Here is a 21,087-nt window from a genome sequence, read left to right on the forward strand (position 1 = left end):
TCTCCTCAATGGCAGCTAGGCTAATGAAAGGATTTGTACAACACCGCACGAATCCTATTAGCTTTTGCATAAGCATTGCCCCAGAAAGAGGCGCTTGGCAATCGCCCACTGCTAGCCATTCATAAGGAGAGTGACGCCATGTCTAGCCCAGAGCATAAGCAAAAAATCTGGAAAATGATCAAGGATATCAAAGTCGGCATGCTGGTGACGTTAGACCATGACATGCCACGCGCCCGCCCCATGCACCTCGTGCAAGACGACTACGACGGCACGCTTTGGTTCTATACTCGCCGTAGTGCTGAAAAAGTACTGGAAACCAAAAGCGATCACGATGTCTGTCTTAGCTTTTCGGACCAAGACGACGGTGTCTACGTCTCCTTATCCGGTAAGGCCAACGTCATCGACGACCGTGAGCTGATCGACAAGTACTGGAACCCCTTCGTCGCGGCTTGGTTCCCTGAAGGCAAAGACGACCCTGATGTCGCCCTACTGGAAGTGAAAGTAGAAATGGGTGAGCACTGGAAAGCCAAAGAGAGCAAAACGTTCCAGCTGTACGAAATCGCCAAAGCCAATCTCAAAAAAGACGCCACACCCAACTTGGGCGAAAACGAGAAGTTCGGTGGATAAGCCGTTCATGAAGCGCCCGGCTGCCCGGGCGCTTTGTTCGATCGCGTGGATGGCAACGGTCTGGATAACGCATGCGCCCGCCTTATCCGCCAATGAGGCATCCCCCACGTCTGAAGCGTGCGCTCCCACCGAACGGCAGCAAACGATGTTGGACCGCGTCAACCAAGCTCGAGGCCAAGCCCGCCAATGCGGCGAACGCTCTTTCGATGCCGCTAGCCCCCTTACTTGGAGCTGCTCGCTCACCACCGCCGCCCAAGCTCACGCCGACGACATGGCCACGAACGACTACTTCAGCCATACCGGGCAAGGCGGCAGCAGCATGAGTGATCGCGCTACTCAGCACGGCTATAGGTGGCGAAGGATTGGCGAGAACATCGCCGCTGGCCACACCACCGCCGACGCAGCCATCGAAAGCTGGATCGAAAGCCCAGGTGTGGGTTAGCAGGAGATATGGCACAGCGGCCTAATGTGGGACTATAAACAACAAAGAGGGATAAGGTGGGACGAGCGGCGAAATTTAGCGCCATAGATTCAGAGAGTTACATGCAGGAAGCCAGTATAAAGCGCCCGCAAGATAGACACCAGCAGTGCCAAAGATGCGCAAATTGAAAAAGAGGCCGTTCCTATGTGGAGCGGCCTCTTTCGTTAGATATTTGGCACAGCCTCACAACCACCCAGCCGACCAAACAGCCCGCCCGATAATCTCCAGCTCTGCCAGACGGTCACGCGGCACGGTCACCTTGTCGTACGCGCTGTTGGCGCTGATGATGGCGACCCCATCAAAGTTGCGCTGCAACCGTTTGGCGTAGAGGTGTCCATCCAGGCGCAGGATATAGATACCCTCGCCCTCAATCGTGGTGCGCGTGTGATCGATCAGCACCGTATCACCGCTGTGCAGTACCGGCTCCATGCTATCGCCGTCAATGCGGATCGCTGATAGGTGATCCGGCGTCAGCCCCTGCTTACGCAATGAGTAGCGCGTGAAGCTGATATGCGTGAGCACACGACAGTTCTCATTCCAGGCACCCGCCCCGGCGCTGCACTGTGCGTCATACAGCGGCACAAAGGCGTAGTCCTCCATGCCAAGCACTTCTGCTTGATGACCCTCAGTTATCGCTGACTCACCGCTTCCTGTTGCCAGCCACTCTAATGAAACGCCACCAGCAACCGCGATTGCGATAAGCGCTTTCCGACTAGGCTCACCTCCATTCAGATAGCGTTGCAAACCGCTTTGCGATACACCAGCCGCTTTCGCTAAAGCGTTAACACTCCCATGGGCTTCAGCAAGACTACGCAGGCGCTCGATAAACGCTTCATCTCTTTCAAGTTCTTTCTTTGAACTTGAAAGCGTTGGGCTATCTGAGCTTTCAACTTTCATCTTTAGCCAAGTCCTTGAAACATCAGCAAATTAACCATATTCGACTAAATTGATAGTCGAAAAGAACTTTAAAAACCTCTATCCGACTTGATCACCTAACCGAATAGCGTTATGTTTACTCACAAGTGAGGGTTAGACAGCCAGAAAAAACGCCACGGAGTGACGCTATGAAACTGGACATACCTACCAACCCAACGGCGCGATGGGAGTGGATCAAATATCAGATCCGTTCTCGTGGCCTTACGTTGGCGGAGTTATCTCGCCGCCTTGGCGTAGAGCTGGGAACGCTGGCATCCGTAAAGCGCACGCCCTACCCACGTATGGAACGAGCTATCGCAGCAGCGTTAGATCTCAAGCCTGCAGTGATTTGGCCTGAGCGCTGGAACAACGATGGCACCCCCTGCCGTCAGCGCCCCAATCGAGCGGAAAAGAGCGCATCAACATTAAGTCTGCATGATAGCGGCTCTAACGCTATCGCGCATCGTCAATTGGCCCGGAGGGCATAACCATGCGCCGTGTCAAAGACGACTTAACGCTAGACATCTTCGAAGTGCCGGTACCGGTCGTGCCTACGCCAGGCAGCGGTAACTATGCCTCCCAGGTCAGCGAGCTAGTAGGGGTAGTGCTGAAAGAGTGCCCGGTAGACCGCTACGAGATTGCCGCGCAAATGAGCCGCCTCTCAGGTGACGACGTTTCCAAGCACATGCTGGATGCGTGGTCGAGCCCAGGCCGCGCCGACCACAACATTCCTTTCTACCGCATTCCGCTTTTGGAAGAGGTGTGCCAAAGCCACGCCTTTACCGATTGGCTCGTGCATTTGCGCGGTGGCCGGGTGGCGTATGGGCGTGAGGCTTTGGCAGCTGAGTACGGAAAGCTCTCGCGTGTGCAAGAGCGTGTAAATGCGGATCTACGTCGCCTGAAGAAGCTAATGGGAGAAGAGAAATGACATTTCATCCCTCCAAACCGTACCAACAATATTGGTCACGTTTAGAAAGTTGGCGCTCAAAACCCACGTGTGCGTTCTGTACTAAAAATGAAGGACTCACCTCTTCCTTTATCGTTGGGGAGAATAAAAGTAGCGCTACATTCAGGGCAATAAGCGCCATCCTCGCCAAATCCTGGTTTATTCACTTGGATGATCGAGCGTCTGCGTTTCTCGAAACAGTGGGCACAAAAATAAACTGGCTTGCTATTTGCCCCTTGGCCAAGGCCGTCACGTTTATATACAACACTCCCCGTTTCGAGCGTTACCAGCGTGTACATGTGGCGCTCGCTCTCAAACTCCGCTCTTTGAGCGAGCCGTTCCTCAAGTTCACGTTTTTCTTCACGAAGCGTCGTTACCTCCTCGCGCACCGTCAACAGATCCTCTCTCAGCGTCTGCAAACGCTCACGCAGAGCAATAACCACAGTGGCCGGGTCACCTCCACCCCTGGCGATATCAATGGTTGCTTTTGTAAAAGCCATCAAGCCGTCAACTCGGTCAAGCAGTTTCATGGGCGTTCCTCTAAGGGTGGTTTGGGTTTGGGTCGCACCTCCCAATCTACCGCAGAGTGCAACGCCCGCCTATTCAAGCGGGGGCGTGTATGAACTGGTACTCCGCCAAAGAGTTGGCCGGGCTACCAGGCATGCCCGGCACCGTTCAGGGTGTTAAGGCCAAAGCCAATACTCAACGCTGGGAAGCACAGAAACGTATGGGACGTGGCGGCGGTTACGAATACGCCTTCGCCGTACTACCCAAAGAAACCCAGAACGCCCTGCTGTTGGCACAGGCCGACCAAGCTGCTCCTGCGCCTGCTAGCACCGTAGCGCCGCCGCAAGAAGAGCAGCGCCCAGGCCAGCAGCAACTCACCGATGCCCAGCGCCAAGTAATGGGTGCCCGCGTTGCGTTCGTCCGCGAGATCGAACGCATGAGCAAGATGGTCAGCCAGCAGCGCGCTATCGAAACGTTAGTCTCCCACGCGAGGGAGAACGATCTAACGCCCTACTTAAAAGAACGGGTGGTGTTGGCCAACGACCGTAAAACAGAAACTCGCTCCCTTAGCGAGCGCACTCTCAAGCGCTGGATCGCTGACTTCCGCAAGCACGGTGAACGCGGCCTCGCCCCCAAACGCCGCAAGGCGGATATGAGCATGCCGTCGTGGGCGGGAGATTTTCTCAAGCGCTACCAGAAACCGCAGAAGCCCAGCGTAGAAGCGGCCTACCAGCTGCTGGTCGAACAAACCGAGCCACCGCATCCCTCTATACATCAGGTGCGCCGCTGGCTTGCGAAGCTTTCACCCGAAGCGCGTGAGCGTGGCCGCATGGGCGCGCATGAGCTGAAGGCGCTCCAGCCATTCAAGCGCCGCACCAGCGACGCGCTACTGCCCAACGATGTGTGGGTAGCGGATGGCCACACCTTCGACGCCGAAGTGATCAACCCACTCACCGGCCAGGCTTTCCGGCCCGAGATCACGTTGATCATCGATTGGGGCACCCGGCGCATCGTCGGCTTTGCCCTCAACCTTGCCGAATCCACCGTGGCCACGCTGGATGCCCTGCGCGATGCCGTGAGCCGCGTGGGCATGTTCAACCTGTTTTACGTCGATAACGGTTCAGGCTTTGACAACGCCACTGTTTACGAAGTGGTCGACCGCCTGGGTGGCAGCATTACCCACTCACTGCCCTACAACTCCCAGGCACGCGGCGTCATTGAACGTGCCCACCAAACCATCCTGGTGAAACTGGCTAAAGAGATGCCCAGCTTTATTGGCGCAGATATGGATAAAGAAGCCGCCACCAAAGCGCACAAGTTAAGCCGCCGCGATATTAAACAAGGGTTAAAGCCCGCGTTTATTCCCACGTTTCAAGAGTTCTTCGAGCGCTTGAACGACGCCCTGGATGTTTATAACCACCGGCCCCACAAAGGGCTGCCCAAAGTGCGCGACTTAGACAGCGGAAAGCTGCGCCACCAAAGCCCCATGGAAGCCTGGAAAAGTGCCGAGGCCGAAGGCTTTGAGGCGCTCACCGCACCCAGTGATGTGGTCTCCTCGCTCATGCGCCCACAAGAAGTGCGCAAAACCAACCGTGGCGAAGTGCGCATCAATGGCGGCGTCTACTTCATGGATGCCCTGCGCGACTTCCACGGCGAAGAGATCCGCGTGGCCTGGGATTACCGCGACACCGGCTGCGTCGGCATCTTCACCCTGGAAGGTGAATACCTCGGCGATGCCCAGCTGGATGGCAACGCCACCCCCGCGATGCCTGCCAGCATGATCGAACGCGCCGCCGAAAAACGCGAAAAAGGCCAGCTCAACCGCTTGGTGCAAAAAGCCAAGGTGGTCACCGGCAGCGATGTGGAATTCAGAACGATTACCCCCGCCGCCCGTCAATCAGACGAAAAGCAGGCAGCCCAAGGCCGCGCCTATGCCAAGCAACTGGCCGATCAAGGCACACGCTTTCAGATACCCCAAAACAAAGTCGAGCGTTATCGGCTTTGGCAAAAGCTGGATGCCCAGCTTCAGCAGAACGAAGACATGCCCGAACAGGCACGCCAGTGGCACGACAGTTACCAGCACCACAACGATTTCCGCGCCATCCAGCGCGTAATGGAAGCGGGCGGGCTGTCACCCGCCCGCAACCGACGGGCCGTCTAGACCACGGCCCACGACACCCCAACCTTGGATAAGGAAGCACTATGAGCGTCAACACCATTGTACCACTCACCAACGTTGGCCTACTGGCCGCCGCTGTCGAAAGCGCCGCCAACCGCCCACCAGAACTACCTGGCTTGGTCGTCATGTACGGCCCCAGCGGCTACGGCAAAAGCCTAGCAGCCGCCTATGCCGCTAACCTGCACCGCGCCTACTACGTCGAGTGCCGCGAAAGCTGGACGAAGAAAGCCTTTGTCGTCGCCATCCTGCGCGAGATGGGCATCATCCCCATGAAGACGCTGAGCGAGATGGTCGACCAGATCGCCGAGCAGCTCTCCCGCTCTGGCCGCCCGCTGATTATTGATGACGTTCAGTACGTCATCGACAAAGCCGCCGCCAACGTTTTAACGGACATCTATAACGCCAGCCAAGGCACCCTGATTCTGATCGGTGAAGAGCGCGTGCCTGCCTCCATGGCTCGCCTGGAGCGCCTGCATAACCGCGTACTGGAATGGGTGCCCGCCCAAGCGGCCAGCCTAGACGACGTGTGTGCCCTAGCCGCCAAGAGCTACCCCGATATCACCATCGAAGACGACCTGCTGGACGCCATAAACAACCGCGTCAAAGGCTGCCTGCGCCGTGTGGCGGTGAACCTCTACCAGATCCACTCCGAAGCCAGCGCTCAAGGCTGGAAGACAGTGGGCCTACGCGAGTGGAGCGAGCAAGACATCCACACCGGCCAACCACCGGCGCGGAGGGGTTAAGCATGTCCAAGAAGAAACCCTCCACCATGGCCGGTGATGTGCCGCCACGCCAATACATTTGGGACGCTATTCGCCAGCTCAACGATGCCGATGCGCCCATCACCATGGCCAGTATTCAAACGGCGATGGGGCTAGAGTGCGTTCGCCGCGTCAAGCAACACCGCATTGTCGACTACCTTCGCAACCTAGCCGCCGGTGGTTACATAGAGCGTACCAATGTCAGTAAGCGCCCCGGCGAACGTGCCGTATACACGCTACTGCGAGACGTGGGCATAGAAGCGCCGCGTGTGCGCCGCGATGGCACCTGCCCGCCACCGCCAGGCCGTGAGCAAATGTGGCGCACCCTCAAAATCATCGGCGACTTCACCGGTGCAGAGCTGGCCGATGCCGCCAGTACCGTTCACCAGCCGGTGGCCAAAACGACGGCTGACGAATACATCACGATGCTGGTGCGCGCTGACTACCTCAGCGTTGTGACACCCGCCTCGCCCGGTGTGCCGGGTCGCTACCGATTGGTGCCCAGCCGCTGGACCGGCCCCATGGCCCCGCAGATTCGCCGCACGAAAGAGATGTACGACCCGAATACCGGCACCGTCATCTACTCCCGCGTAATCAAAACCGAAGGGGGTGAGCCATGAACGCCATTCGCCGCACCCGCAGCGTGGATATTTCCAACTGGGGCGAAGAGCCGCCCCGCTGGATCACCCTGCTCGCCAACGAAGTGCGCGCCACTAATCGCAAGATGGCCGGTGATCGTATCGGCGTCTCGCGCAGCGCGGTCTCTTTGGCACTCGCTAACCGCTACCCCAGCCCTTCTACCAGCAGCATCGAAAAGAAGGTGCTGGAAGCGCTAGACGGCCTGAACTGCCCTGCACAAGAACGCACCATCAGCGTGGAACAGTGCCGCGAATACCGCTCGCGCCCAGCGCCCACCCACAACCCCATGGCCATGCGCCTATGGCGCAGCTGCCAAACCTGCCCGAACAACCCCGACCGCCAGCAGGGAGAAGCCCAATGACCCTCAAAGCCACCTGCCCCGAATGCGGCATGAGCGGCGACATGGCCGCGTTCGTCACCCAGGGCGAACACAACCAGGCGCTGGCCGCCGCGCTGGAAATGCCCGCCTTACTGAGCAGTCGCATCGTGCGCTACCTCGGCATGTTCCGGCCCAAATCGCGTGCGCTGGCCAGCGCCAAAAGCGCCCGCCTGCTTAGCGAACTGAAAGACGTCATCGCCAGTGAAGTGATCGAACGCAAAGGCATCACCCGCCAAGCCCCGCTCAAGGTCTGGGTAATGGCGTTAGATCAACTGCTAGAGCGCCCGCCCAGCAACCTGCCGCTCACCGGCCACGGCTACCTCTATGAGGTAGTGGCCAACTGCGCCGACCGCCACGCCGCCGACGTGGAAAAGCAGCGTGAAGAGCAAGCGCGTAACGGTTTTCAAAGCAGTGCCAAACAGCCTGCAAACCGCGCCGCCGTTGCCCCCCTACGCGAGCGCACCACCGATGACGTACTTGCCGAGCATGAGCGGTTAGCACAGCGCAAAGCGCACGTTACCCATCAGCGCCCGCCGCAACACGACAAAGCCGCTGAAAAAGCCAACGCCCCCAAGCGCCTGAGCGACCTACTGAAAGGGGCAGCCAGTCAGGGAGAACAGCCATGAGAACGTACAGCGATGCCCATATCGAGCATTACGCCGACCGCTTCATCGCCCTGCGCATCGCCCGCCACGGCGTGGATCTCGCACAGTACCTGATCAACCCCACGCAGTTTGAGCGCCTGGCATTAGAGCCAGAGCCGTTGCTACCCAAGCAGCAAATGGCAGTGCTGCGCATCTGGCAGCGCTGGGACACCGGCCTAGCAGAGCAGGCAGCGGCTCCTGAAGCCCCCGAAGAAAAGCCGTTCGAGCTGCCCGGTGAATACGCCGTGTGGGAGGAGTTCCTGCTGGGCATCGGCAACAACAAGGCCATACGCCAGCGCAACGGTGCCTATGTCGAGCCGATGCACCACCACCGCCACAACCCCCGTAACCGCAGCGCCAACTTTGCCCGTAAAGGAGCCTAACCATGAACACCGCCACTACAGAGATTCAGCAAGTACCCGAAGGCTTCCGCATGGATGCCAAGGGCCGCTTGATTCCCGAAGCCCAGATCAAAGAAATCGATCAGATCCGCGATGAACTGGTGCTCTCCATCGTCGACCGCGCCACCGAGCTTCGCGACCAGCTACGCGACTTCAAAGCCGATGTGTTTAGCGAGATCGCCGCGCTCATCGAGACCTCCGCCCAGGAGTACGACGTTCAGATCGGCGGCAAGAAAGGCAACGTGCAGCTCGTTTCCTTCTGTGGCCGCTACAAGGTGCTGCGCGCCATCTCCGAGACCATCACCTTCGATGAGCGCTTACAGGCTGCCAAAGGGCTGATCGAAGACTGTCTGCGCGACTGGACAACCGACGCCCGCCCCGAGGTGGCCACCATCGTTCAAGACGCCTTCCGCGTCGACCAAGCGGGCAACATCCGCACCGGCCAAGTGCTGGGGCTGCGACGCTTAAACATTCAGGACAAGCGTTGGCTGAAGGCGATGGACGCCATTAGTGACGCGGTGCAAGTGACAGGCTCCAAAAGCTACATCCGCATCTATGAGCGCGTCGGCAGCACCGACCAATACCAGCCCATCAGCCTAGATATCGCGGGGGTTTAACCATGCCCAGCAAGTGCGCCTATTTCTACCAGCTACAAGAACGCGGCATCAGTGCCGCGCAGGCCAAGCAGTGGCTCAAGGCAAACCCACCGCCGCGCAAATGGAAGCACTCCGCATGGCGTTGGGCGAGCGAGAACATGACCGACGAGGTGACCCAATGAGCACCGTTTTGAATGCGTCTTCGATCCGCGTCAGCGCCGCCATGGGCGGATATGTCGCCACCCTGCGCGGCAAGCGTGCCACGGGTGCCACGCATCGCGAAGCGGCGCTGACCGTCGCACGCCAGGTGTACGGCCCAAAGGTCAACGTACGCAGCGACTACCTGCGCGATGCAGACCCACTGGCGGGCATCCAGTACCGCTATCACATCACCCACCAGCGAGGTGTGGCATGAGCGAGCCAACCAAAACCAGCACCCAGGCCATGATCACGATTGAGCCCAACGAAGCTGGCGGATTCACGGTATACGCCGGATTCAATGGCGATAAACCCGAGTCGCCACAGATGAAAAAGGCCGGCGATTTAGCCCTACTGGGAATGCTGGCCATCGCCAAAGCGCTGGAGCTGCAAGACGCACACGCGACTACCCAAACAACCATCCACTAAGCGAAACGCCCCCGCTCTTGTGAAGAGGGGGCGTCTGCTGGGCGTGGTGGCCCGGCACTGATGAGCAGCCAAGGGGAGAGAAATGGATAAGTGGACAGATATCAAAGAGCGCTTACGGCACCTGGGCGGTGCCGTAAAGCTACTGGCCGATGGCTACGAGCTGACGCTGAAAAAGGCTCATGACGGTAAGAAGATCTTCGTGATCGTCTACGTGAATGGCGCGGTGGAAGGTAAGTGGACCGAAACCAAGGATGAAAAGCCAGTGTATCCCGAAGGGCGATTCTGGCGGCCAATGAAGCGCGCGGCATATCGCAAAAAAGTGTATGCGCATGCGAAGCGGGCGTTTGGCAAGAAAGAAGCCGATCGCATGGTCACGCCTCGGGTCGTTGGCGTAGTGCCCACCTTTGGCACGGAAGGCGCTGTGGTGGCTCATCTAAAGAAGCACTTTCCAGATCTTGAGATCAAGGCCGAAGAGGTAGCGTGATGATCAGCAAAGGCAAGCTGGCCCAGATCCATATCGCCAAGGCGCAGTTGGGCCTGAGTGATGAAGACTACCGCGCCATCCTCGCCCGCACCGCTGGCGTGAGCAGTGCCAAAGCGCTAACAAACCGCACCGTGGGCGGCGTTATGCACGAGTTTCGCCGCCTCGGTTTTGAGCCCAAGCCTTCCAAGAAAGCAGGCCGGAAGGCACCGCGTCCGCCGCGCTCACGCCAGAACGTGATGAGCAAGATTGAAGCGATGCTCACCCATGCAGAGCGCCCATGGGCCTACGCCGACAACATGGCCAAGCGGATGTTCGACGTTGAGCGAGTGGACTGGTTAGACGATGACCAGCTACACCGCCTGATGACCGGGCTCATCATCGACGCCAAACGGCAAGGACGGTACCCCTATGACCTCAAATGACGACAACCTCGATTTTGGGTTCGATAAGATCCCCGCCGATGCCCTAGAACGCCTGCCCGACCCAGAGCTAGCCCGCCACTGGCCACAGTCACTGGTGGACATGCTGCAGGTGATCGAAGCGGAATACGTCGAGATAGGTCTGGAGCCGCGCATCGCCCAACGCCTAGCGTTTTCCACCCTAAGAATTCTGGCGTATTACCACGGCGGGCAGGTATTCTATTTAGCCAAAGGCGACCAGCTCGACCGAGCGCTGCGCGACCACCAAATATGGTGCGAGTTTAACGGCAGCAACCACGCCGAGCTGGCACGGCGCTACGATAAGAACGTAATCCAGATCTACAAGATCTTGGCCGAACAGCGGGCACTGCACCGCAACCGCATCCAGCCTGGGTTGTTTTAAGGGAGGAGAACATGAAAGCACTTGCAGGAGTCGCACTGGCGTTATTGGCCACCACGACAGCTACAGCGCAAGCTAATCCATCATTTTCAGAGTACAAAGTTTCCACTGAAGTAGCTGCTGATTTAGCCGCTCTCTGTAGAGTTGAAGTACAACAAGAGTACGGGGAGCGATGCGATCGTTTCTATAGCCACATGGAAAGTCACATGGCTCTCTATGCGCAATTTGCCAATCGCTTAGCCAGCGAAGGTAACGACGCGTACGGCGATGCAGACATTGTGGATTTGGAAATGCATCAACGCACCGTCTCCCGGCTCAACGAAAGCATGCAGTACATCAATACAATGGCAGAGCTGCACTTGCGATAACGCAGCCTGCCTGAACTCCCAACAAACCCGCTTCGGCGGGTTGTTTTCTTTAATTCCCGCTAATCCCGACGCCTCACCCCGCCGCCCTATCCTGAACCTCACTGCATTGTGCTTACGCCCACCTGCTTGAGGTCACCTTCGTGAAACCCCAAACCCGCCACAACCTTCTCGACAAACTCCGCATTGGCCCCTGGCTGATCCTCGCCATCATCACCACCTTGGTCGTCAGCTTCTTATATCCGCACCAACTCGGCGTGCTGCTCTGGTCGCTCACCAAATTGTGCTGGGGTGCCTACCTCGGCTACTGGATCGACCGTTCAATATTCCCTTACGCCCGCCCAGACGCCTTCAACCCCGACCGCGACTCCAAAGAGCGCACCCTATGGGAGCTGCTCATGCTTCGCCGTGCCCTGATTATTGCCGCTGCTCTGTTGGCGCTAGGCCTAGGGGTCTGATATGGGCACCGCTGAGCTGCTCGCAGAAGCCGAGCGCGTCAAAGCGCAGATCGACGCGCTGCCGCCTGGCGCTCGCGTGCTGCCCCTGTACCTGCGCCTGAAACAGTTGCTGGCTCAAGTGGAGTCAGGGCTCAGAGAGGAACGGCCCGAATGAACAATCTCAAAGCCTACCTACGCGAATGCGGCACCTGGATAGCGCTCTGCCTAATGCTGGCCACGCTGCTACTCCTCTCTTTCTGCCAACCCGCACACGCCCAGATCCCTAGCGCGGCGAACGGCTACCAGCGCGAGCTAACGCGCATCGTGCAGCAGGAATGGGGCATGAATGGCCGCGTGGCCGTGCATGCCGCGCAAATCCACCAGGAAAGCGGCTGGCGGCCTAACGTGAATAGCCCGGTGGGTGCGCAAGGGCTATCGCAGTTTATGCCGTCTACTTCCGCATGGATTGCCGAGATCTACCCCGACCTAGGCCGCGCTGCGCCGTATTCCCCTACCTGGGCCATGCGCGCCCAAGCGCGTTACAACCGTTGGCATTGGCAGCGGCTTAGCAGCGCCGCTGACGAATGCCAGCGTTGGGCCTTCGCGCTCAGCGCCTACAACGGCGGCCTCGGCTGGGTAAACCGCGATAGGCGCTTAGCCACCGCCGCCGGTGACGATGCCCGCGTGTGGTTTGGCAGCGTCGAGCAGTACACCAGCCGCGCTAGCTGGGCACGGCGCGAAAACCGCCACTACGTGCGCCACATCCTGCTTGATCTCACGCCACGCTATGAGCGCGCTGGCTGGCAAGGGGGTGCGCCATGTTGAACAAGGCCATCCTCGCGCTGATCGGCGCGCTGGTGCTGGGGCTGTGGTTTCAGCACATCTACGTCAACCACCTAAAAGAGATGGTGGCCATCGAACGTCAGGCAGCAGAAAGCGCCGAGCAGCGCACCCAAGAGGCGCGCCAACAGACACTCGCTGCCATGGATGAACTGGCCGACGTCGAGCGCCAACGCCGTGCCGTAGAGGCTGAGATTAAAGCGCTTCAAGAAGCATTGGCCGAACAAGCGGAAGACTACGACGACCTGCGCCAGCGCATCCGCCGCGCCCCCGCCAGCGACAACGGCCCCGTGGCCCCAGTGCTGCGCTCAACGCTGGAGGCTTTGCAATGAGAACCATCGTGATCCTCGCCGCCAGCGCTGCGCTTGCCGCGTGTGAATCTATGCCACCCACGCCACCGCCTGCGCCCACCATCCGGGTGTATCAGTGCGCGCCCTCTGCCGGAACGACCGAGCCAGAAAGCGTGCCACGCCCACCGGTGGGCGACTACACACAAGAAGATGTCGCGCTCTACATCACCCAACTCCACCAATGGGGCTCACGCGGCTGGCTGAAGGTTGCCCGTGTGCGTGAACGCTCAACCCGCTGCCAAGCCATGGCAGACGACGAAGAAGAAACCGACTAAGGGAACGCAATGGAACTCATCAACTGGTCAGCCGCCAAGGTGATCTTCGACGTGATGCAGGCACTGCTCACCGCGCTCATGGCGGCCTACGTTTACTGGCTGAACAAGCACCGCGCCAGCCAAGCCGCGATTAAAGGCACCAATGATCGTATCGATGGCGTTGAGAAGAAAGTGGTCAACCTGGAGCACAAAGTGGAACGCCTACCCGATCACGAAGACATCGAAAAGCTACAGGAGCAAATGGCTCGCACCAACGTACTGCTGGCGGAGATCAGCGCTAACCAAAAAAGCACGTCGGTGCAGGTCAATCGCATTAACGACTATTTGCTGAACCAAGGGGGCCGTTCATGACCGGGCAACACTTTTCTGACTTTGAAACCGAGGGCCGCCGCTTGGGCATCCTGCGGATTCTGTCGCGCCGCAGCCAGTTCACGACCAACGAATACAGCCTGAACGATGAGCTGAAAGGTGCCTATGCCCACCACATCAGCCGCGACAAGCTACACGGCGATATTGCCTGGCTGGAAGAACAAGGCTTGGTGATTGCCCAGCAGCCCCGCGCTGGCTGGATCGTGACCCTCACCTCTCGCGGTGCCGACTGTGCCGAAGGCCTCGCCAATGTACCTGGCGTCGCCAAACCGCGCCCAGGAGCATGAGCCATGCCGCCACGCAATAAGGTGTTTGACCTTCCACAAGAGGTGCGCGAAGAGCTAAACGAAAAGCTCGTCAGCAGCGGCTTCCAAGGTTATGAAGCGTTAGCCGGGTGGCTAGGTGAGCGCGGTTATAACGTTTCCAAAAGCTCAGTGCATCGCTATGGCCAAGATCTCCAAGAGGAGTTCGAAGAAGCCATGGGCGACGTGCGTAAAACCACCGAGCTAGCCCGCGCCATGGCCAGCGACGGCGAAGACGAAAGCGGCCACCTGATCGACGCCACCGCCCGCATCGTGCAAGACCAGCTCCTGCGCATCTCTATCGCCATGCGCAAAGCCGAAGAAGACCCCGCCAAAGCTGCCAAGCAGCTCGGCAGCGTGACCAAAGCGCTGGCCGATATTGGGCGCGTGAGTTTGAGCCAGAAGAAATGGGCCAAGGAGCTGCGGGTGGAAGTGGCCAGAGAGGCAGCGGAAAAAGCCGAGACCAGCATGGCGACTCAGGGCATGAGCCGCGAAGCCATCGACGCCATCAAGCGCGACATCCTGGGGATTGCCTAATGGACGAACTCACCATTGCACAGGCCATCGTTAAGGCTGGTGACAGCCTTGGCTATGCAATTGTGGTGGCCGCACTTATTCGAGGGTTCTTGAACAAATGAGCGCACTCCCCGAATCCGTCCTGCTGCCCTACCAAAAGGCGTGGATCGAAGACGACTCCGACCTCAAGATCGCCGAGAAGAGCCGCCGTACCGGCTTGACCTGGGGTGAGGCTGCCGATGCCGTGTTAACGGCCAGCAGCGCCAAAGCCGCCGGGGGCACCAACCACTTCTATGTCGGCTCCAACAAAGACATGGCCATCGAGTTTATCGATGCCTGCGCCATGTGGGCCAAGGCCTTCAATCGCGCGGCTAGCCACATCCAGGAGGAGCTGTACCAGGACGAGGACAAAGACATCCTCACCTTCAACATCCACTTTTCCAGCGGCTTCAAGATCCAAGCGCTCAGCTCCCGCCCCAGCAACATGCGTGGCCGCCAGGGTAACGTCACGATTGACGAAGCCGCCTTCCACGATCAGCTCGCCGAAGTACTCAAGGCCGCACTAGCCCTCACCATGTGGGGCGCGAAAGTGCGCCTTATCAGCACTCATAACGGCGTCGAGAACCTGTTCAATGAGCTGATTCAAGACAGCCGTGCAGGCAAGAAGCGCTACAGCGTTCACCGCATCACGCTGGATGATGCGTGCGAGAAAGGGCTCTATAAACGCATTTGCCAAGTGCGCGGCAAGCCCTGGACGCCAGAGTCAGAGGAAGAATGGAAGGCCAACCTGCTCAAGGACACCGCCACGCGGGAAGACGCCCTAGAGGAATACTACTGCGTGCCCAAGGCAGGCGGCGGTGCTTACCTCTCACGCGCCATGATCGAGGCGCGCATGGTCGATGCGCCGGTGATTCGCTTTGAAGGCAGTGCCGAATTCAACGCGGTACCGGAGCACTACCGCGCCCTAGAGATAGACGCCTGGTGCCAAGAGCATTTGCTGCCGCTGCTCGACAAACTCGACCCGCGTTTAGCCCACTGCTTTGGCGAAGACTTTGGCCGCAGCGGCGACTTAACCGTGATTGCCCCCATGGCCATCACTCAGCAGCTCGTGCGCCAGGTGCCGTTCCTGGTAGAGCTGCGCAACGTGCCGTTCAAGCAGCAAGAGCAAGTGCTGTTCTTCATCGTGGACCGCCTGCCGCGCCTGCAAGGCGGCGCACTGGACGGTCGTGGCAACGGCCAGTACCTGGCAGAGCAAGCCGCCGAGCGCTACGGCAGCATTGTCGAGGTCATCATGCTTTCCCAAAGCTGGTACCTGAACAACATGCCCCCGTTCAAAGCCGCGTTCGAAGACGAACTCATCACGCTGCCCCGCGACAGCCAAGTAGTCGACGACCTGCGCGCCCTGCAAGTGATCAAGGGCGTGCCTAAGCTGCCCGATGCCAAAACTGGCGACAGCAAAGACCGCCACGGCGATGCCGCTATCGCCTTAGCGCTCGCGCACTACGCCAGCCTGATGGATGTGGTGCCGATTGAATTTACCCCCGCGCCCCTGCCTGGTGCTTCCCGCCAGGACGACGACAGCGACGACATTGATATGCACGGTTTTGGAATAGGAGGCGGCGCATGGTAAGCCCCACCGCGAAGTATCGGCGCAACCTGGTCAAAGCCAACGCGCCCGCACTCAAAGAGCAACAAACCAATGACGCCCGGATCGGGCAGCTCAAGCGCGAGTTCGCCGAGCACCCCACCAAGGGGCTCACGCCTGCGCGGTTGTACCAGATCCTGGAAGCCGCCGAACAAGGCGACCTGAAGGCGCAGTCTGAACTGTTCGATGATATGGAGGAGAAAGACCCCCAGATCGGTGCCGACCTAGGCAAGCGCCGTCAGCTAGCCGCAGAGCGCGAGTGGCAGATCGTGCCACCGGATAACGCCAGCGCCCAAGAGAAACGCGCCACCGAACACGCCATTGAGGTGTTCTCAGGGCTGGAAGTCGAAGACCTGATCTTGGATCTCGGCACCGGCATCGGCCACGGCTGGGCCAACCTGGAGCTGCCCTGGCAGCGCGACGGCGCACTGCGTTACATCGAGCAGCCCACGCTGCGCCCCCATAGCTGGTTCAGGCTCCACCCCGACGACCAGAACTGCATCACCCTGCGCGATAACAGCGCCACGGGTGAGGAGCTGTGGCCGTTGGGCTGGGTGCAACACCGCCACCGCGCTAAATCCGGCTACGTCGCTCGCATGGGTTTACACCGTATGCTCGCATGGCCCTACCTGTTCCAGAACTACGCACTTGGCGATTTGGCGCAGCTGCTGGAAATCTACGGCCTACCGGCGCGCATCGGTAAGTACCCACGCAACGCCACCGAGCGAGAGAAGGCAACGCTGCTGCGCGCCGTGGTCACGCTGGGCCAGAACGCGGCGGGCATCATCCCGGAGGGCATGGGCATTGAGTTCATGGAAGCTGCGGGTAAAGGCGCATCGTCGGATATTTTCAAAACGATGATGGACTGGTGCGAGCGCGCCAAAGCCAAGGCCATCTTGGGCGGCACGCTCACCAGCGGTACCGGTGAAGGCACCAACACCAACGCACTGGGCAACGTGCATGAACGCGGGCAGATGAGCCTGATCCGCTCCGATGCCCGCCAGTACGCAGGCAGCATCCGTAATGCCATCCTGTGGCCCATGGCCGCGCTCAACTTCGGCATCGACAAGCCACAGCGTGCGCCTCGTTTCTACCTCGACTGTGGCGAAACCGAAGACCTGGAGCGCCTCTCCAAGAGCTTGCCGACGATTGTGGACATGGGCGTAAAAGTGCCCATGTGGTGGTTCCATGAGAAAAGCGGCATCCCCAAAGCGGCCAAAGGTGAAGACGTGCTAATGCCAAAGGCAGCGCCAAATCCGTTTGGGGCCCTGCGCATTCCCGCCTCACGGCCACCGCTAGCCGCCCTGCGCCAGGCACCCACGCAACCCGGCCAGCCCAGCTACTACCGCGATGCCACCCTCGACCAGCTCGACGACAAGGCGCAGCCGATCGTAGACGCCTGGGTCAACCAAGTGCAGCAGTTGGCAGAACGGGCCGAGAGCTTTGAGCAGCTGCAAGAGATGATCGCCACAGCCTTCGATGACCTGGATGAAACCGAGTTGGCCAACGTGATGGCCACCGCGTTTGAGGCGGCTAACTTGGCAGGTCGTGCAAGCGTCGATGAGGAAACCGGCGATGCCGATTAGTGCCCAGTTCAACCGCCCGTTCGCAGAGCAAACCGAGTTCTTCCGTAACAAGTTGAACATGCCCACGACTCGCAGCGGCCAGATCACCCGCGATCAAAACGACGCCGCGTTCGTGGTGGCGGGTGCCACTAAGGCGGATCTGCTCGCGGATCTGCGCGGCGCGGTGGACGATGCGATCAGCAACGGCCAAAGCCTGGGTGAGTTCCGCAAGCAGTTTGAAGAGATCGTGGCCCGGCGTGGTTGGACTGGCTGGACAGGCGAAGGCAGCAAAGCAGGCCGCGCCTGGCGCACCCGGCTTATCTACAAGACAAATCTCGATACGTCCTACGCCGCTGGCCGGTGGGCACAGATGACCGACCCGGACGTCGTGCGCCTGCGCCCCTACTGGCGCTACATCCACAACACCATCGAAAACCCACGCCAGCAGCACCAACGCTGGAACAACCTGGTGCTAAGGGCCGATGACCCTTGGTGGCAAGCGCACTACCCGCCGAATGGCTTTGGCTGTAACTGCGGTGTGGAAACCCTGAACGAACGCGGCTTGCGCCGCCTGGGCAAAGAGGGGTCGGACACAGCACCCAACGACGGCACGTATGAAAGCGTCGATAACACCACCGGCGAAGTCATCACCGTGCCCAACGGCATCCAGCCAGGGTGGGACTACGCCCCAGGGCAAACCGCCACCGAGCGTGCGATCGCGGCCCGCCTGAACCGGCTGGATAGTGTAGAGGCCACGATTGCCCGGCAGAACGTCGCCAACCTGGTCGAAGCGCCGTTATTCAACCGCTTTTGGAATGGCGAAGTGCGAGGTGAATATCCCGTGGCCGTAGTGCCGCCGCTGGAACGTCAGGTGCTAGGGGCTGAGTCGCCCGTGGTGCTGCTCTCTCAAGAGAGCCTAACGGCGCACAAGGTCAGCCACCCCGAAGTGGGGCTGGAGGATTACCGCCGCATTCAGCAGATACTGGATGAAGGCGAGGTGTACCAACGCGAAGGCGAACCAGGGCGCATGGTCTATCTAAGCCTGGGCGAACGGCTGTACAGAGCCGCGCTAAAGCGGACAAGCGATGGCAAGAAGAACTACTTCCTCACGCTGTTTATCGTGAGCGATGAAAAAGCCGAGCGGGAAGTGAGACAGAAGATGGAGCGCGTGCGCTAGAGGAACTGCGCTTGAGGAACGTGGTGCAACGCTGGTTCGCCATCCCCAGATACCTCATCTGCTTGCGCAGGGTACACCAGGCGAATATTGGTCTTTCGCACCACATAAGCAGTATAGGAGAGAACCGTGATCACCATCAACGCCAATACCGACGCCATCGAACGCGCCATTCAGGAACTGATCAACAAAGGCGACGACCTCACCGCACCGATGAAGAGCATTGGTGAAGAGATGATCAACCGCACCCAGCAACGCTTCCGCGATAAAGAAACACCGGACGGCACGCCCTGGGCACCCAACTCCTCAGTGACTGAAAAACGCAAAGGGCATGGCCGCGTACTCGAAGGCGAGAGCAAGCAGCTCGCCAAGCAGTTCAGCTACAGCGCCAGCAGCGAAGGCGTCGAATGGGGCAGCCTAATGGTCTACGCCGCGATGCAGAACTTTGGCGGTACCAAAGCGGAGTTCCCGTATCTCTGGGGCGACATCCCCAGCCGTGAATTTATCGGCCTGAACGATGACGACGAAGACGAAGTGCTGGGCATCCTCGCCGACCACCTAAGTCTCTAACGGCCATCCCGCAACGTGCCTCTGTAAGCGCCGCTAAGGCGTTGCCCGCTACGCTGACTCGAATTTGTAACCAAAGGCGCGTTAGACGTGCGTTAGATTTCGATATAGAGTCATCATCGAAGGTTGGAGGCAGAAAAAATACAGGGGATGGCAGGATGTCACGACGCGAAGCTCAAAAGAAGATTCATTATGTACGCGCTGTTTACAGTCAAAATTACGATCCAGGTGCCACCCTTGAGGAGCTTGTCAGGCAAGCTCTGAGACTAAAGCCAACATCGACAGACACACATGTACCTATGCGCCAGTTAGGGGTCGTTGGAGTGAGGGTTCGTCACCGTGAATGGGACACAGAAGGTGCTGTTATCAAATTGTCGCTTGGCGGTGGTACTCCAAACGAATCTATCGGCACGCTTGGGCTAAATACGGAAGGCGTTGACGATGACGATACACCTCATGAACCACTTGAGAATCGCGCTTTCAAATTAGCAGAGGCCTTTGTACTCATTGATGGAAATGATGTGCTGGTCATCACTGACGGAGCTATACGCGGATACGGTGTGGTATACCGATATTTAAAAGGGCTTTTTGATAGCGCCAACCTTCCCCCGAATGCTCAGGCTTTCGACTTTCATCCTGCTTCTAATCAAGATAAGCGACAAACCCTAGTGACAGAAGGCGTGGAATCACTAGCCATAAAAGGGACCATGTATGCTGCCACAGAAGCTCTCGCAGAAAGGAGAGATGGCGGTGTGCACCAGTCAATCAGAGATATGAAGCGCGGGCTACAGGCTATTTTTTCCGGCGGCGCTCAAAACGAAGAACAGCTAGAAGCCCTCGCTAGAAGCTGGGGTGAGGTCAACGTAACCACGACGATCAGGCCCAAGCATAAAAGCATTCAGTCACCTATTCTGCTTAGAACGATAGACGAAGCTGCCCAAGAGCTTGTGGATGAAATACCTGACGATGCGGAGGTCACAATCACCACGCGATCAGGCAACAAAATCAAATCAGGCGATGTGATACTAACCAAAGTCGTTAGGCTTTACAGAAAAGAGTATAGAAATGACATAGACCACTTGGACGCGTGGGAAGAGCTCGACAGGTTCAGAGATGAGTTAATGCAACGAGGTGCTTGGCAACGATGACCGAGAATCAACCAAGGCGGAATTTTACAAAGCCTATCCTTGCTTGTGTAAGCGTTGCCATCGCTGCGCTGAACGCATGGAAGCTACAGCCTTGGTATCACTCCAGCGATGATGCTGTGAGCGTGCTTATCACTGTCTTTTCAATTCTTACTGGTTTCCTGGCAGCGGTAATGGCGATCGTCGCAAATGACCGCGTTCTGAGAGGTAGGAACTGGAGACAAGATACCTTTTATCTGGAGCTTATACGTGGGGAATTGGCTCTGTATAAGTTAATTTTTTACTTATACCTAATGGTGCTTATCCTTGCGTTTTTAACGAGTTTAGAAGCTCAATGGCCCGATTGTGTGCAGCTTTGGCTGGAACGCGTCCTTATTTTCTCAGCCAGCCTGGGAATTCTCTCTTCATTTCATCTACCTGAGATTATCAGCCGTAAACATATTCAAGCGATGGAACACCAGATCCGCACACGAAGGGATAAAGAAACAGGCTCAAAAAAATAGCTTTCCCTCTATAAATTCCTTTAACCCAC

Annotated in this window: 34 protein-coding genes and 1 other RNA gene; 33 read left to right on the forward strand and 2 right to left on the reverse strand. The window is 58.5% G+C overall.

All coding sequences use genetic code 11. The features are described 5' to 3' along the window. The first annotated feature begins 138 nt into the window (after positions 1–138). Together FRH_RS17595 and FRH_RS17600 are read left to right on the forward strand one after the other, a co-directional pair. Positions 139–627 carry a pyridoxamine 5'-phosphate oxidase family protein gene (locus tag FRH_RS17595; RefSeq protein WP_139527050.1) on the forward strand — a complete coding sequence of 163 codons (489 nt, stop codon included), beginning with the start codon at positions 139–141 and terminating at the stop codon, positions 625–627. Beyond that, on the forward strand, positions 620–1,069 hold the full coding sequence (locus FRH_RS17600) for a CAP domain-containing protein (RefSeq protein ID WP_281997358.1): 450 nt from the start codon (positions 620–622) through the stop codon (positions 1,067–1,069). Before FRH_RS17595 ends, FRH_RS17600 begins: the two co-directional genes overlap by 8 nt. A gap of 222 nt (positions 1,070–1,291) precedes the next feature. Here the strand turns inward: FRH_RS17600 and FRH_RS17605 are convergent, their stop codons facing one another. Continuing rightward, a complete protein-coding gene (locus FRH_RS17605) occupies positions 1,292–2,005 on the reverse strand; it encodes a helix-turn-helix transcriptional regulator (RefSeq protein WP_281997359.1) in 714 nt (237 codons plus the stop codon). Between the two features lie 167 nt (positions 2,006–2,172). Between FRH_RS17605 and FRH_RS17610 the strand changes: the two genes are divergently transcribed. Further along, a complete protein-coding gene (locus FRH_RS17610) occupies positions 2,173–2,511 on the forward strand; it encodes a helix-turn-helix domain-containing protein (RefSeq protein WP_137093648.1) in 339 nt (112 codons plus the stop codon). Between the two features lie 2 nt (positions 2,512–2,513). Continuing rightward, complete coding sequence (locus tag FRH_RS17615; RefSeq protein ID WP_281997360.1) at positions 2,514–2,951, forward strand: hypothetical protein; 438 nt, start codon at positions 2,514–2,516, stop codon at positions 2,949–2,951. A 56-nt stretch (positions 2,952–3,007) separates the two neighbouring features. On the opposite strand, the gene FRH_RS17620 is transcribed toward FRH_RS17615, so the two are convergent. Further along, entirely contained in the window at positions 3,008–3,499 is a 492-nt protein-coding gene (locus FRH_RS17620) for a hypothetical protein (RefSeq protein ID WP_281997361.1), read from the reverse strand. Between the two features lie 89 nt (positions 3,500–3,588). Between FRH_RS17620 and FRH_RS17625 the strand changes: the two genes are divergently transcribed. From FRH_RS17625 to FRH_RS17765, 29 genes are all read left to right on the forward strand, one after another. Then, positions 3,589–5,637: a DNA-binding protein gene (locus FRH_RS17625; protein ID WP_281997362.1), complete on the forward strand. Its 2,049-nt coding sequence runs from the start codon at positions 3,589–3,591 to the stop codon at positions 5,635–5,637. 41 nt (positions 5,638–5,678) lie between these two features. Next, the gene (locus tag FRH_RS17630; RefSeq protein ID WP_281997363.1) at positions 5,679–6,398 is read left to right on the forward strand and encodes an ATP-binding protein; all 720 of its coding nucleotides are present in this window, start codon (positions 5,679–5,681) and stop codon (positions 6,396–6,398) included. A gap of 2 nt (positions 6,399–6,400) precedes the next feature. Then, entirely contained in the window at positions 6,401–7,036 is a 636-nt protein-coding gene (locus FRH_RS17635; RefSeq protein ID WP_281997364.1) for a hypothetical protein, read from the forward strand. After that, a complete protein-coding gene (locus FRH_RS17640; protein WP_281997365.1) occupies positions 7,033–7,416 on the forward strand; it encodes a hypothetical protein in 384 nt (127 codons plus the stop codon). The genes FRH_RS17635 and FRH_RS17640 overlap by 4 nt, the downstream gene beginning before the upstream one ends. Beyond that, positions 7,413–8,060, forward strand: coding sequence for a hypothetical protein (locus tag FRH_RS17645; RefSeq protein WP_281997366.1), 648 nt, complete (start codon positions 7,413–7,415; stop codon positions 8,058–8,060). Before FRH_RS17640 ends, FRH_RS17645 begins: the two co-directional genes overlap by 4 nt. Further along, the gene (locus tag FRH_RS17650) at positions 8,057–8,461 is read left to right on the forward strand and encodes a hypothetical protein (RefSeq protein ID WP_281997367.1); all 405 of its coding nucleotides are present in this window, start codon (positions 8,057–8,059) and stop codon (positions 8,459–8,461) included. The genes FRH_RS17645 and FRH_RS17650 overlap by 4 nt, the downstream gene beginning before the upstream one ends. A 2-nt stretch (positions 8,462–8,463) precedes the next feature. After that, positions 8,464–9,096 (forward strand): DUF3164 family protein, encoded by a 633-nt coding sequence (locus FRH_RS17655; protein WP_281997368.1) that lies wholly within the window; start codon positions 8,464–8,466, stop codon positions 9,094–9,096. 2 nt (positions 9,097–9,098) lie between these two features. Continuing rightward, positions 9,099–9,257, forward strand: coding sequence for a hypothetical protein (locus FRH_RS17660; protein WP_281997369.1), 159 nt, complete (start codon positions 9,099–9,101; stop codon positions 9,255–9,257). Further along, a complete protein-coding gene (locus FRH_RS17665; protein WP_281997370.1) occupies positions 9,254–9,490 on the forward strand; it encodes a hypothetical protein in 237 nt (78 codons plus the stop codon). Before FRH_RS17660 ends, FRH_RS17665 begins: the two co-directional genes overlap by 4 nt. Next, positions 9,487–9,702, forward strand: coding sequence for a hypothetical protein (locus FRH_RS17670; RefSeq protein WP_281997371.1), 216 nt, complete (start codon positions 9,487–9,489; stop codon positions 9,700–9,702). Before FRH_RS17665 ends, FRH_RS17670 begins: the two co-directional genes overlap by 4 nt. Beyond that, positions 9,701–9,776, forward strand: an RNA gene (locus FRH_RS17675) — hammerhead ribozyme type II. The genes FRH_RS17670 and FRH_RS17675 overlap by 2 nt, the downstream gene beginning before the upstream one ends. A gap of 8 nt (positions 9,777–9,784) precedes the next feature. After that, positions 9,785–10,186, forward strand: coding sequence for a hypothetical protein (locus tag FRH_RS17680; protein WP_281997372.1), 402 nt, complete (start codon positions 9,785–9,787; stop codon positions 10,184–10,186). Further along, positions 10,186–10,608 (forward strand): regulatory protein GemA, encoded by a 423-nt coding sequence (locus FRH_RS17685; protein ID WP_281998178.1) that lies wholly within the window; start codon positions 10,186–10,188, stop codon positions 10,606–10,608. Before FRH_RS17680 ends, FRH_RS17685 begins: the two co-directional genes overlap by 1 nt. Further along, entirely contained in the window at positions 10,595–11,008 is a 414-nt protein-coding gene (locus FRH_RS17690; RefSeq protein ID WP_281997373.1) for a Mor transcription activator family protein, read from the forward strand. Before FRH_RS17685 ends, FRH_RS17690 begins: the two co-directional genes overlap by 14 nt. An 11-nt stretch (positions 11,009–11,019) precedes the next feature. Further along, positions 11,020–11,373 carry a hypothetical protein gene (locus FRH_RS17695; protein WP_281997374.1) on the forward strand — a complete coding sequence of 118 codons (354 nt, stop codon included), beginning with the start codon at positions 11,020–11,022 and terminating at the stop codon, positions 11,371–11,373. Between the two features lie 140 nt (positions 11,374–11,513). After that, entirely contained in the window at positions 11,514–11,828 is a 315-nt protein-coding gene (locus FRH_RS17700; protein WP_281997375.1) for a putative holin, read from the forward strand. 1 nt (position 11,829) lies between these two features. Beyond that, entirely contained in the window at positions 11,830–11,982 is a 153-nt protein-coding gene (locus tag FRH_RS17705; protein WP_281997376.1) for a hypothetical protein, read from the forward strand. After that, positions 11,979–12,632: a transglycosylase SLT domain-containing protein gene (locus tag FRH_RS17710; RefSeq protein WP_281997377.1), complete on the forward strand. Its 654-nt coding sequence runs from the start codon at positions 11,979–11,981 to the stop codon at positions 12,630–12,632. Before FRH_RS17705 ends, FRH_RS17710 begins: the two co-directional genes overlap by 4 nt. Next, positions 12,626–12,979, forward strand: coding sequence for a hypothetical protein (locus tag FRH_RS17715; RefSeq protein WP_281997378.1), 354 nt, complete (start codon positions 12,626–12,628; stop codon positions 12,977–12,979). The genes FRH_RS17710 and FRH_RS17715 overlap by 7 nt, the downstream gene beginning before the upstream one ends. Further along, positions 12,976–13,272: a hypothetical protein gene (locus FRH_RS17720; RefSeq protein ID WP_281997379.1), complete on the forward strand. Its 297-nt coding sequence runs from the start codon at positions 12,976–12,978 to the stop codon at positions 13,270–13,272. Before FRH_RS17715 ends, FRH_RS17720 begins: the two co-directional genes overlap by 4 nt. A 9-nt stretch (positions 13,273–13,281) precedes the next feature. Continuing rightward, a complete protein-coding gene (locus FRH_RS17725) occupies positions 13,282–13,623 on the forward strand; it encodes a DUF2730 family protein (protein WP_281997380.1) in 342 nt (113 codons plus the stop codon). Then, positions 13,620–13,928: a hypothetical protein gene (locus FRH_RS17730; RefSeq protein WP_058577592.1), complete on the forward strand. Its 309-nt coding sequence runs from the start codon at positions 13,620–13,622 to the stop codon at positions 13,926–13,928. The genes FRH_RS17725 and FRH_RS17730 overlap by 4 nt, the downstream gene beginning before the upstream one ends. Before the next feature lie 3 nt (positions 13,929–13,931). Then, complete coding sequence (locus FRH_RS17735; RefSeq protein WP_281997381.1) at positions 13,932–14,480, forward strand: DUF3486 family protein; 549 nt, start codon at positions 13,932–13,934, stop codon at positions 14,478–14,480. Positions 14,481–14,577: 97 nt separating this feature from the next. Next, on the forward strand, positions 14,578–16,089 hold the full coding sequence (locus FRH_RS17740) for a terminase family protein (protein ID WP_281997382.1): 1,512 nt from the start codon (positions 14,578–14,580) through the stop codon (positions 16,087–16,089). After that, positions 16,083–17,690: a DUF935 domain-containing protein gene (locus FRH_RS17745; RefSeq protein ID WP_281997383.1), complete on the forward strand. Its 1,608-nt coding sequence runs from the start codon at positions 16,083–16,085 to the stop codon at positions 17,688–17,690. The genes FRH_RS17740 and FRH_RS17745 overlap by 7 nt, the downstream gene beginning before the upstream one ends. Continuing rightward, the gene (locus FRH_RS17750; RefSeq protein WP_281997384.1) at positions 17,680–18,846 is read left to right on the forward strand and encodes a phage minor head protein; all 1,167 of its coding nucleotides are present in this window, start codon (positions 17,680–17,682) and stop codon (positions 18,844–18,846) included. The genes FRH_RS17745 and FRH_RS17750 overlap by 11 nt, the downstream gene beginning before the upstream one ends. Before the next feature lie 126 nt (positions 18,847–18,972). Further along, positions 18,973–19,413: a phage virion morphogenesis protein gene (locus tag FRH_RS17755; RefSeq protein WP_281997385.1), complete on the forward strand. Its 441-nt coding sequence runs from the start codon at positions 18,973–18,975 to the stop codon at positions 19,411–19,413. A 155-nt stretch (positions 19,414–19,568) separates the two neighbouring features. Beyond that, entirely contained in the window at positions 19,569–20,558 is a 990-nt protein-coding gene (locus FRH_RS17760) for a hypothetical protein (protein ID WP_281997386.1), read from the forward strand. Beyond that, the gene (locus FRH_RS17765; RefSeq protein ID WP_281997387.1) at positions 20,555–21,058 is read left to right on the forward strand and encodes a hypothetical protein; all 504 of its coding nucleotides are present in this window, start codon (positions 20,555–20,557) and stop codon (positions 21,056–21,058) included. Before FRH_RS17760 ends, FRH_RS17765 begins: the two co-directional genes overlap by 4 nt. Positions 21,059–21,087 lie beyond the last annotated feature (29 nt).

Origin of the sequence: Halomonas sp. A020 (genome assembly GCF_027943625.1) — a bacterium.
GTDB lineage: Bacteria > Pseudomonadota > Gammaproteobacteria > Pseudomonadales > Halomonadaceae > Vreelandella > Vreelandella piezotolerans.